This window comes from Streptomyces sp. NPDC052114 (assembly GCF_040680155.1).
GTDB lineage: Bacteria > Actinomycetota > Actinomycetes > Streptomycetales > Streptomycetaceae > Streptomyces.
The window spans coordinates 65,636-76,242 of record NZ_JBFAWC010000031.1 but is presented as its reverse complement, the minus strand read 5'-3'; the positions used below and the strand labels follow the sequence as shown (position 1 = coordinate 76,242).

General features: G+C 71.9%; 10 protein-coding genes. All 10 read right to left on the bottom strand.

The features are described 5' to 3' along the window. Window positions 1-404, bottom strand: a 404-nt coding sequence (locus tag AB0L89_RS39465) for an SPFH domain-containing protein (protein WP_365152508.1), incomplete at its 3' end; no start/stop codon positions are given. A gap of 145 nt (window positions 405-549) precedes the next feature. After that, a complete protein-coding gene (locus AB0L89_RS39460; protein WP_365152506.1) occupies window positions 550-1,455 on the bottom strand; it encodes a S1 family peptidase in 906 nt (301 codons plus the stop codon). Between the two features lie 264 nt (window positions 1,456-1,719). Further along, a complete protein-coding gene (locus tag AB0L89_RS39455) occupies window positions 1,720-2,535 on the bottom strand; it encodes a DUF1684 domain-containing protein (protein ID WP_365152504.1) in 816 nt (271 codons plus the stop codon). After that, the gene (locus AB0L89_RS39450; RefSeq protein WP_365152502.1) at window positions 2,532-3,842 is read right to left on the bottom strand and encodes an NtaA/DmoA family FMN-dependent monooxygenase; all 1,311 of its coding nucleotides are present in this window, start codon (window positions 3,840-3,842) and stop codon (window positions 2,532-2,534) included. The genes AB0L89_RS39455 and AB0L89_RS39450 overlap by 4 nt, the downstream gene beginning before the upstream one ends. Beyond that, window positions 3,839-4,921 carry an LLM class flavin-dependent oxidoreductase gene (locus tag AB0L89_RS39445; RefSeq protein ID WP_365152500.1) on the bottom strand — a complete coding sequence of 361 codons (1,083 nt, stop codon included), beginning with the start codon at window positions 4,919-4,921 and terminating at the stop codon, window positions 3,839-3,841. Before AB0L89_RS39445 ends, AB0L89_RS39450 begins: the two co-directional genes overlap by 4 nt. 28 nt (window positions 4,922-4,949) lie before the next feature. Then, complete coding sequence (locus AB0L89_RS39440) at window positions 4,950-5,924, bottom strand: ABC transporter substrate-binding protein (protein WP_365152498.1); 975 nt, start codon at window positions 5,922-5,924, stop codon at window positions 4,950-4,952. A gap of 9 nt (window positions 5,925-5,933) precedes the next feature. After that, window positions 5,934-6,695, bottom strand: coding sequence for an amino acid ABC transporter ATP-binding protein (locus tag AB0L89_RS39435; RefSeq protein ID WP_365152496.1), 762 nt, complete (start codon window positions 6,693-6,695; stop codon window positions 5,934-5,936). Next, complete coding sequence (locus AB0L89_RS39430; protein WP_365152494.1) at window positions 6,692-7,585, bottom strand: amino acid ABC transporter permease; 894 nt, start codon at window positions 7,583-7,585, stop codon at window positions 6,692-6,694. Before AB0L89_RS39430 ends, AB0L89_RS39435 begins: the two co-directional genes overlap by 4 nt. Beyond that, a complete protein-coding gene (locus AB0L89_RS39425; RefSeq protein ID WP_365152492.1) occupies window positions 7,569-9,350 on the bottom strand; it encodes an FAD/NAD(P)-binding protein in 1,782 nt (593 codons plus the stop codon). Before AB0L89_RS39425 ends, AB0L89_RS39430 begins: the two co-directional genes overlap by 17 nt. Next, window positions 9,347-10,222 carry an amino acid ABC transporter permease gene (locus AB0L89_RS39420; protein ID WP_365152490.1) on the bottom strand — a complete coding sequence of 292 codons (876 nt, stop codon included), beginning with the start codon at window positions 10,220-10,222 and terminating at the stop codon, window positions 9,347-9,349. The genes AB0L89_RS39425 and AB0L89_RS39420 overlap by 4 nt, the downstream gene beginning before the upstream one ends. Between the last annotated feature and the right edge of the window lie 385 nt (window positions 10,223-10,607).

The window sequence follows — 10,607 nt, the reverse complement described above, 5'->3', positions numbered from 1 at the left end:
TTGGACAGCAGATCGTCCAGGTCGCTCTTGCCGATGATCGAACGCAGCGACGTCTGCGCCATCTGCGAGACCGCGAAACGGTAGTCCTCCACCTGCATCACCGCGTCGGCCGGGTCGACGACCTTGAAGTAGATGACCGCGTCCACCCGCACGGTGACGTTGTCGCGCGTGATGCCGTCCTGCGCCGGCACCGGCATCGTGACGATCTGCATGTTCACCTTGCGCAGCCGGTCGACCATGGGCACGATCATCGTCAGTCCCGGCCCGCGCACCGCGCGTTGCAGCCGGCCGAGGCGCAGCACCACGCCCCGCTCGTACTGTTTGACGACGCGCGCCGCCGCCAGTGCGTAGACCGCTCCGGCAGACCCGACGACCAGTCCCGCCGTCACGAGCTCCTCGACCATGCCGGCCCCCTGGGGTCCGAATTGGGCGTGTTGGGCGTCCACTTCGAAGGTAGCTCGCCTGCCCGGCACAGGGCGAGCCCCCGCCCGGCTTCCGGGCGGGGGCTCGTCCTGCTGCCGACTGCGGACCGTGCCGCCGTGCCGTGTCTCAGTAGACGCTGACGTTGTACGCGCGCAGCGCCTCGGTGACCGGCTGGAAGAACGTCGTGCCGCCCGACGAGCAGTTGCCGCTGCCGCCGGAGGTCAGGCCGAGCGCCGTGGAACCGGAGTACAGCGGGCCGCCGCTGTCGCCGGGCTCGGCGCAGACCGTGGTCTTGATCATGCCGTAGACGACGTCGCCGCCGCCGTAGTTGACGGTCTGGTTGAGCGCGGTGACCTTGCCGCTGTGCGTGCCGGTGGTCGAGCCGCGCCGGGTCACGTTCTGCCCGACGGTGGGGTCGGCGGCGCTCGTGATGTCCTGGCTGCCCACGGTGCCGGACTTGGTGACCGAGTTGTTGGTGTAGCGGACGATGCCGTAGTCGTTCGTCGGGAAGCTGGAGCCCGACGTGGTGCCGAGCACGGTGGTCTTCGCCGAGTTGGACCACCAGGTGCCCGCACCGTCGGTGCAGTGGCCCGCGGTCAGGAAGTAGTAGGCGCCTGCGCTGTTGCGCACGTTGAAGCCGAGCGAACAGCGCCAGCTGTCCGCGTAGATGGCGTCGCCGCCGGAGATGTACTTCTGGAACGTGCCCGACGTGCGCTGGATCTTCAGGGCGCCCGCGTTGGACCCGGCCGCTTCCTTGATCTTCGCGATCTCGGCCTTGGAGACCGTGCTGTCGGCGGTGACGACGACCTGCTTGGTCTTCGGGTCGATGCCCCAGGCGGTGCCCGCGACATCGGCGCCGAGCACGGCGTCATTGGCCTGTTCCAGCTGTGACGCGCTGAAGGTCGCCATGCCGTCCTGTGCGTTCGCCGCGGGTACGACGAGTGCTCCGGCGGCGACGAGACCGGTGGCCACGGCCAGCAGACGGGTGCGTCTCGCGGTGGCACTGCGGGGGATGGTGCGCTTGATCCTCACGTTGTTCCTCCCGAGGGAAGTCAGTGGGCCCTTGTGGGTTGAGGGCCCGTGAGGCGCAGCCAAAGGGCAGACCGGATTCCAGATATGCCGTGCCCCTGACAAGCGCTGCTCGGGAGTATTGGGGGGCGACTCCGAGCCGCACAAGGGCGCCTTTCGGCCGTCGGCCGAATACACGTCGACCGGCCCCGGTGGGTTCCGTACCTGTCGTACGCCACCGGGGCTGCGGTCGTCGGCCGTGGTGCCGAGGCCCGGCCGTCTGACGAATCAGCGGTCGAGAAGGTTCCGCTCCCCCGCCGCGATCTCCGTCGCCAGGGTGTTGCCGGGCGGCGGGAAGGGGCACAGGAAGTGGTCGGTGAAGGCGCAGGGCGGCAGCAGCGAACGGTTGAAGTCGACCGTGGTGCGGCCCCCGGCATCGGGTGCGGCGGGCCGCAGGAAGCGGAAGCGGTGGCTGGTGGTGCCGCTGGTGCCGTCGGCGAAGACGGCCCACAGCGAACCGTCGGCCTCGACGGCCACCTGGAGGGTGTGCTCGACTCCCCCGAGCCGGAAGGAGAGTTCGCCGCCGAGGCCGAGGCCGCGCTCCTTGCCGTCGGCGTTGCCGACCCTGACCGTGCGCGCCTGCTCGTACGGCGTGAAGCGTCCGGGCACCGCCCAGCGGGCGTCGTACGACGTGGCGTCGATGCCCGTGAAGGCGCGGCGCGCCGCGGCGTCCGGGTCGAAGTCGCGCACCGCCCACAGCCCTTCGCGCCGGATCACGACGAGGCGGCGCCCGCCGTGCGCCACGCGGGCGTCCCCGGCGGGACCGGTGTCGGCGCCGAGGCGGGCCTCTCCGGTCAGGGGCAGGCCGTCGACGGTCAGGGCGTCGTCGGGGCCCGCGGTCAGGACGACCGCGTCGGCGCTCCCGGTCCACCGCCCGGGGATCCCCGGCAGACGCCCGTCCGGATGGTCGGCGAGCCAGTGCGTGCCGGTGAGCGAGAGCGGCCCGTAGGGGGCCGACACCGTCCCGGTGCGCTCCTCGTGCCAGTGCTTCCAGTCCTGCGCGGCGTCGGTGTCCCTGCCGGCGCCGTCGTTCTCGTTGCTCATGGTGTTCCGTCCTTTCCCGCGGGCTCGCGCAGCCCGAGATGTGAGCGCAGCGTCGCGCCCTCGTATTCCGTGCGGTACACGCCCCGCTCCTGGAGCAGCGGCACCACCTTGTCGACGAACTCGTCGAGGCCGCCGGGGGTCAGGTGCGGCACGAGGATGAAGCCGTCGGCGGCCTCGGTGCGCACGGCCTCCGCGAGGTCGGCGGCGACCGCGTCCGGGGTGCCGACGAAGGACTGGCGGGCCGTGGTCTCCACGACCGTCTGGCGGATGGAGAGCCCCTTGGCCTCGGACAGCGCCCGCCACTTGGCGGCGACGGCGAAGGGGTCGGCGATCCGCACCCGGCCCTGGACGAGCTCCGAGTCGGGGACCGGGTCGATGTCGGGCAGCGGCCCGTCCGGGTCGTAGGCGGACAGGTCCACGCCCCACACCTGCTCCAGGGCGAGGATCGCGTTCTGCGGGGAGACCTGCGCGCGGCGGATCCCGGCGGCCTTCTCCTGCGCCTCGGCCGCGGTGTCGCCGAGGACGTAGGTGACCCCGGGCATGATCTTCAGGTCGTCGGCGGACCGCCCGTACTTCGCGAGGCGGCCCTTGACGTCGGCGTAGAAGGCGCGGCCCGCCTCGGGCGTGCCGTGCCGGGTGAAGATGACGTCGGCGGCCGACGCGGCGAACTCCCGTCCCTCGGAGGAGTCCCCCGCCTGGATCACGACGGGGTGCCCCTGCGGGGAGCGCGGCACGGGGAACTCGCCCTCGATCGTGAAGTGCTCACCGCGGTGCGTGACGCCGCGCTGCCGTCCGTCGGGCGTCCAGGAGTCCCACAGCTCGCGGGCCGTCGCGAGGAACTCGGCGGCGCGGGTGTAGCGGTCGGCGCGGTCGAGGTAGCCGCCGCGCCGGAAGTTCTCGCCGGTGAAGGCGTCGGAGGTGGTGACCACGTTCCAGGCGGCGCGGCCCGCGCTGAGGTGGTCGAGCGAGGCGAACCTGCGGGCCAGTTCGAAGGGTTCGTTGAAGGTCGCGTTGACGGTGCCCGCGAGGCCGAGCCGCTCGGTGACGGCGGCGAGCGCGGTCAGGACGGTGAGCGACTCGGGCCGCCCGACGACGTCCAGGTCGTGGATGCGGCCCTTGTGCTCGCGCAGCCGCAGCCCCTCGGCGAGGAAGAAGAAGTCGAACAGGCCGCGCTCGGCGGTGCGGGCCAGGTGCGTGAAGGAGGCGAAGTCGATGTGGGAGCCGGATCCCGGGTCGGACCACACGGTGGTGTTGTTGACGCCGGGGAAGTGGGCGGCCAGGTGCACCTGTTTGGGTCGCTGTGTCATGAGGACTCCCCCGCGAGCGCGGCGTAGCGGTTGGCGGGCCTGGCGAGCCCCAGGTGCTCCCTGAGGGTGCTGCCCGGGTAGAAGGTGCGGAACAGGCCCCGGTGCTGGAGCAACGCGACGGTGCCGTTGACGAGCCGCTCCAGGTCACGGCGCGGTTCGACGGGCGTGAGGTGGAAGCCGTCCACGGCACCCGCGCCGTGCCAGGCGGCGATCAGCTCGGCCAGGTCGACGGGCCCGCCCCGGTAGGCGGGCCCCTCGGCCGTGGTCAGCGGTCCCCCGCCGTGCCCCGGTTCGGCGGCGCACTCTCCGCCGCCGAGGTCGACGACGAGGGCGGCGAGCACCCGCAGCGTCCGCGGGTCGCGCCCGAACCGTGCCGCCAGGCCCCGCAGTTCGGCCCGCGCGGCGTCGGCCCGGTCGGCGGAGGCGACGCGCACCAGGGCGACGTCCGCGTGCCGGGCGGCGGTCTCGCGGGCCTGCGGCGCGGTCGCGTCGACGACGACCACGGGGTGGCCCTGCGGGGGCCGGGGCACGATGGACGGGCCCCGCACCGAGAAGTCGCGCCCCCGGAAGTCGACGTAGTGCAGCTTGTCGCGGTCGATGAAGCGGCCGGTCGCCACGTCCCGTATCTCCGCGTCGTCCTCCCAGCTGTCCCACAGCCGCCGGGCCACCTCGGCGACGTCGCCGGCCTCGCGCCACAGCTCCTCGCGGGGCGCCGCGGGGCGCCGCCCGAAGAGCCGGGCCTCGGCCTCGGTCGCCGAGACGTCGACGGTCCAGCCGGCCCGCCCGTGGCTGACCCAGTCGAGGGTCGCCAGGGAGGCCTGTACGTGGAACGGCTCGGTGTGCGTGGTCGTGACGGTCGGCACGAGCCCGACGCGTCCGGTGCGGGGCGCGATCCGCGCGGCCACGCCGAGCGCGTCGGGCCCGGTCCGTGCGAAGGAGTCCCCGAGCGTCACGAAGTCCAGGGCCCCCTGCTCGGCGAGCAGCGCGAGTTCGGCGTAGGGAGCGGCTTCGCAGGTCCCGGGCAGATCGATGGCGGCGGCGAGGTGGAGCGGGCCGCGCCCGGTGGGTGCGGTGGTCATCGGCTGAACCTTTCTGCTGAGGGCACGGCTACGGCTTGGGCAGGCCCGGCGGATTGATCTCGGACTTCTCCACGGCCTCGCCGGACAGCCCCCACCGCTTCAGGACCTTCGCGTAACTGCCGTCCTTGATCACGTGGTTGAGCGCGGCGGCGTACGCGTCGACGAGCCCGCTCCCCTTCTTCGTGGTCGCGGCGATCTCCCCCTGGAGCGAGTCGCCCCCGCCGGAGAGCGAGCCGGCCACCTCGGTCTGTCCCGCGGAGGCCACGTGGTACGAGACCGCGGGGCTCGGTCCGAGGTAGGCGTCGATGCGCCCGGACTGGAGCGCGAGGTAGTAGTCGGAGTCCTTCTGGAAGTACTTGATGTCGACCGGCTCGCGCCCGGCCTTCTCGTTCTGCCTGCTCCAGTCGACGAGGATCTTCTCCTGGTTGGTGCCGGAGGAGACCGCGACGGACTTGCCCGCCACGTCCTCGGGCCCCTCGGCCTTCCAGCCGGCGCCCTTCTTCACCTCGAAGGCGATGTTGTCGAGCCGGTAGGTCGCGAAGTCGTACTTCTCCTTGCGCTCCTCGGTCACCGTGACGTTGCCGAAGACGCCGTCGAACTTCCCGCTGTCCAGGCCGACGAAGAGGTTCTCCCAGGAGACCTCCTCGAACACCGGCTTGAGACCGAGGGTGTCGGCGACGAGGATCGCGAGGTCGACCTCGGAGCCGATGCGGGTCTTGTCGTCGGTGGCGTAGAAGCCGAGCGGCGCGGTCGAGTCGGCGCCGCCGCCGAGCCGCAGCGTGCCGCGTTCTCTCACCTCTTCGGGCACGAGCGCGGCGATCGCGGCGGCCTTCGTGCCGCGTACGCGGTTCTGGTCGGGTCCGATGTTGATGGAGCCGACCTTCTTGGTGCCGGGTCGGCCGCCGCCGGTCGCGGCGTCGCTGTCGCCGCCGCAGGCGCTGAGCAGGGGCGCGGCGGCCAGGGCGGCGACGGCGAAGGTGAGGGTGGTGCGTCGGGACAGCATGCGGGGCTCCTAGAGGACCTTGGAGAGGAAGGCGCGCGTGCGCTCGTGCCGGGGATCGTCGAGTACGTCGGCGGGGGCGCCCCGCTCGACCACGCGGCCGTCGTCCATGAAGACGACGGTGTCGGCCACCTCGCGGGCGAAGCCGATCTCGTGGGTGACGACGATCATCGTGGTGCCCTGGCGCGCCAGGTCCTTGATGACGTCGAGGACCTCGCCGACCAGCTCCGGGTCGAGCGCGGAGGTCGGCTCGTCGAAGAGGAGCAGCTTCGGTTCCAGGGCGAGGGCGCGGGCGATGGCGACGCGCTGCTGCTGTCCGCCGGAGAGCTGCTTGGGGTAGGCGTCGGCCTTGTCGGCGAGCCCGACCCTCGCGAGCAGGGCCTCGGCGCTCGCCACGGCCTGCTTGCGGGGCCGCTTCAGCGCGGCGACCGGCGCCTCGACGATGTTCTCCAGGACCGTCAGGTGGGGGAAGAGGTGGAAGTTCTGGAAGACGAAGCCGATGTGGGTGCGCTGCTTGAGCACGTCCCGCTCGCGCAGCTCGTACAGCTTGTCCCCGGAGCGCCGGTAGCCGACGAGCGAGCCGTCGACGCTGACCCAGCCCCCGTCGACCTTCTCCAGGTGGTTGATGGTGCGCAGCAGCGTGGACTTGCCGGAGCCGGAGGGGCCGAGGACGACGGCGACCTCGCCCGCCGCGACCTCCAGGTCCACTCCCTTCAGCACCTCCAGGGAGCCGAAAGACTTGCGTACGGAGCGGAGTTCGACCATGGCGCTCATCGCGTGGCCCCCTTCGAGAAGTGACGTTCGACGTAGTGCTGGAGGACGGAGAGCGCGCTGGTCAGGAGGATGTACCAGACGGTGGCGACCATCAGGAGCGGCACGACCCGGCCGTTGCGGCCGTAGATGACCTGCACCTGGTAGAAGAGCTCGCCGATCGCCATGACGGAGACGATCGAGGTGCCCTTGAAGAGGGAGATGATCTCGTTGGCCGCGTTGGGCAGGATCGACCGCATCGCTTGCGGGAGCACGATCCTGCGCACCTGCCGCAGCTTGGGGATGCCGAGCGCGGCGGCGGCCTCCAGCTGTCCGCTGTCGACGGCCGCGACACCGGCGCGCACGATCTCGGCGGCGTACGCGGCCTGGTGCAGTGCCAGACCGAGGACGGCCGCGCTCATCGCGCCGACCAGCCCCATGGTGTCGAAGGAGAAGAAGCCGGGCCCGAACGGGATGCCGAACTGCAGCTCCTTGTAGAGGTAGGCGAGGTTGAACCAGAACAGCAGCTGCACGATGAGCGGGATCGAGCGGAACGCCCAGATGTAGGCGAAGGCCACCGACTTCAGGAAGGGGCTGGCCGAGAGCCGCATGAAGGCGAGGACGACACCGAGCGCGAAGCCGAGCGCCGTGCCGTAGAAGGTGAGCTGGAGGGTGATCCAGACCGCCTTGAGGATGACGTCGGCGGTGAAGAACTCCGCGAACACCTCCCACTCCCAGGCGGGGTTGGTGACGAGTCCGTGCGCGAACTGCGCGATCAGGACGGCGGTCGCGGCGACGGCGGCCCACCGCCAGGGGTGGCGCAGGGGTACGACCTCCAGGGCGCCGTGGTCGTCGGCCGCGGGCGGCGCGGCCCGGTCGCCCTTGCTGACGGGCGGATCACTGGTCAGGGACATGGGTTCCTCGGGTCGTGGAGGCGCTCAGGAAGTCGAGTACGGCGCGTGCGGTGGCGTCGTTCTGCCGGAAGGTGGGGCTGTTGGTCCGCGGCCGGGTGAACGCCCCGGCGCCGCGCGCGTCGGTGTGCGGGCCCAGCGCGAAGCGGCGCGGATGCGGCCGGCCCGCCCGGTCGAGGATCCGCCCGTCGGCGGGGTCGACGGCGAGGAGTCCCGCCGGCGTCTCCCCGACGCCCTCGGCGTGCAGGGCGCGCAGCAGCGGGTCCCGGGCGCGGGCGAGGGTGGGCTGCGGCAGCCGCGCCTCGACGAGCGCGCGGGTCTCGGTGACGTGGCCGGGCAGGGTGGGGCTCTGGGCGCGGAACACCCCGTCCTCGGCGCTCACCCGGACGTCCGCGCCGAGGAACCGGACGATCCCGGCGCGCGAGAGGGCGAGCAGCTGCCGCAGCCGGGGTCCCGGCGGGCCGGACGCGAGGTAGCTGAAGAAGCCGTGCCACCAGTCCCCCGGGTCGCCGAGCCGCACCAACTGCCCGTAGACGGACAGGAGTCCGAGGAACACGGCGAGGTCGGCGCTGTGCCCGGGGTCGTGGCGGCGCGCGAGGTCGTCGGTGATGTAGCCGCGCAGCCCGTCCTGCAACGCCTCGTACGAGGTGTGGCGCACCCCGGACAGGGGGTGGTCGAGGGCGGTGAGGTCGAGCCGGTCGGCGGGGTCGGGCACGGCGGACGCGACGAGGGCGTCCAGTTCGGGGCTGCCGGGCGCGCAGGCCTCGTACTTCTCGTCGAAGTCCGCCCAGGCGGTGCGGGTGCACTCGGGGTGGGCGGTGAAGAGGCGGTGGTAGTGGGCGAAGCCGAGCTCCTTCTCGATGAGCGGCCACACGTCGCGCCGGAAGTCGTGTCCGCCGGGCCGGGCGAGGAGTTCGTCGATCTGGGCGGGGCCGAAGTGGCGCGGCAGCGGCGGGCGTTCGCCGGTCCAGTCGTAGCCGATCTTCGAGTGGTACGGGACGCCGCGGCGCGAGCCGACGTACAGGACGGGCTCGCGTCCCGAGGGGTGATAGGTGTCGCCCTCGTACCGTCCGCCGCGCCCCTCGGTGAGCAGCACCATCAGGTCGACGAAGGCGAGGCCGAAGCCGCGCACGAGGACGGGTTCGCCGGGCGCGAGCCGCGACAGGTCGCTGTCGGCGGTGAAGTCGGGCGGCAGGTGCACGAGGCCGTTGCGTTCGGCGTACGCGGCCAACTCCCGCTGCTCGTTGTCGAGTTCGGCGTCCAGGTGCCCCTGGAGCAGCAGGACCAGGTCGGCGGCGAGCGGCTCGTCGAGGCCTTCGACGAAGACGTCCTGACGGGCGTCGTGCCCGCCGGTGACGCGCAGGGCCCTGCGCGGGTGGTGGTGGACGACGACGCCCTCGGGCAGGGCGGCGACGGCCCTCTCGTACACCCAGCGCAGGTAGGCGCTCTGCTCGTGGCGGCTGAGGAAGTCGCGTCCGTCGCGCCCGCTCCACTCGTGCAGCGCGGGACCCGGCAGGACCGGGCCCGCCAGCTCCACCGTCTCGTCGGTGAACATGGTGACGTCCTGGGCCTGCGAGTTCATCCAGAGCAGCGGCGACTGGTCGGCCCGCCAGACGCGTCCGCCGCCCGGCGGGTGCGGGTCGACGAGGTGGATGTCGAGCCCGTCGACGCCCGAACCCTCGTACAGTTCGGGCGCGTTGGCGGCGATGCGTTCCAGGATGCCGGTGCCGCGCGGGCCCGCTCCCACGAACACCAGGGAGCGCCTCATCGGGCACGCTCCGACCCGCGGGCGTAGTGCCGCTCGACGTAGTACTGGCCGACGCCGAGCACCGAGGTGACCACGACGTACCAGATGGTGGCGACCATCAGCAGCGGGATGACCTGGTAGGTGCGGTGGTAGACGAGCTGCACGGAGTAGAGCAGGTCCTGCACGGCGATGACGGAGACGATCGAGGTGCCCTTGAGCGTGCCGATGAGCATGTTCCCGGCCGGCGGCACGATGGAGCGCATGGCCTGCGGCAGCACGATCCGCCGCAGCCTGCGCCACCGCCCGAGGCCGAGCGACTGGGCGGCCTCGATCTGCCCGCGGTCGACGGAGAGGATCCCGCCGCGCACCACCTCGGCGGCGTACGCGGCCTCGTGCAGGGTCAGGCCGATGATGGCGATGGTGACGGGCCCGAGGAGGTTGACCGTCCTGACGCCGAACAGCTGCGGGTAGAGCGCCCCGATGTTGAACCAGAACAGCAGCTGCACCAGGATCGGCATCGACCTGAAGAACCAGATGTATCCCCAACTCACCGCTCTCAGCACGGGGTTGGCGGAGAGACGGCCCACGGCGAGCAGCGTGCCGAGGGCGAAGCCGAGCGCCATGACGAGGGCGGTCAGCCAGAGGGTGAGGCCGAGTCCGCGCAGGACGGACGCCGTGGTGAAGTAGTCGGCGACCACGTCCCACTGGAACGCCTCGTTGCGGACGACGGAGGTGGCGGCCAGCGCGAGCAGCACCAGGACGACGACGGCCGCCGTCCATTGGCCGACGCGCGGCCGGGGCACGATGCGCGGGACGTCCTGGGGCCGTGCGGAATCAGCGGGATCCGGGGAGGGCGGAGGGGTCGCGACTTTCGCGAGGGTGTCGGAAGACATGCGGAAGGCTCCGTGGATGCAGAAGCTCGAACACGGGTGGTGCCTTCACATGGACCGAGCCCCTCAGCACGATCCGTCCCCGAGATTACGGGGCGCGTCACCTGAACTGTCAAGGGTGTCCAGGATATGAGCGTTACGTCTCACGGCAGTTGACGCGGAAACGGATGCCTGTTCCACTTGGCCCATGCATCCGCAGCAGTGGCTGGTCACGCGCTCCCACATCGACTTCGGTCGAGTGTGGTCGGCGTCTTGTTGATGTCCTCCTGAGCCGACCCCCTGCCCTCGAAGCACCCTGAGCCCTTCGGGCCCACCGGGTCCCGGCTTCTGCGCGCTCTCCTCGTTCCCGACGTCCGCGCTCCCGCGCGGGCCTCGGCCCCGCCTTCAC

Excerpts from the sequence above, each read along its gene's own strand:
- AB0L89_RS39455 (WP_365152504.1), bottom strand. The coding sequence starts at position 2,535 with ATGAGCAACGAGAACGACGGCGCCGGCAGGGACACCGACGCCGCGCAG.
- AB0L89_RS39450 (WP_365152502.1), bottom strand. The coding sequence starts at position 3,842 with ATGACACAGCGACCCAAACAGGTGCACCTGGCCGCCCACTTCCCCGGC.
- AB0L89_RS39445 (WP_365152500.1), bottom strand. The coding sequence starts at position 4,921 with ATGACCACCGCACCCACCGGGCGCGGCCCGCTCCACCTCGCCGCCGCC.
- AB0L89_RS39440 (WP_365152498.1), bottom strand. The coding sequence starts at position 5,924 with ATGCTGTCCCGACGCACCACCCTCACCTTCGCCGTCGCCGCCCTGGCC.
- AB0L89_RS39435 (WP_365152496.1), bottom strand. The coding sequence starts at position 6,695 with ATGAGCGCCATGGTCGAACTCCGCTCCGTACGCAAGTCTTTCGGCTCC.
- AB0L89_RS39430 (WP_365152494.1), bottom strand. The coding sequence starts at position 7,585 with ATGTCCCTGACCAGTGATCCGCCCGTCAGCAAGGGCGACCGGGCCGCG.
- AB0L89_RS39425 (WP_365152492.1), bottom strand. The coding sequence starts at position 9,350 with ATGAGGCGCTCCCTGGTGTTCGTGGGAGCGGGCCCGCGCGGCACCGGC.
- AB0L89_RS39420 (WP_365152490.1), bottom strand. The coding sequence starts at position 10,222 with ATGTCTTCCGACACCCTCGCGAAAGTCGCGACCCCTCCGCCCTCCCCG.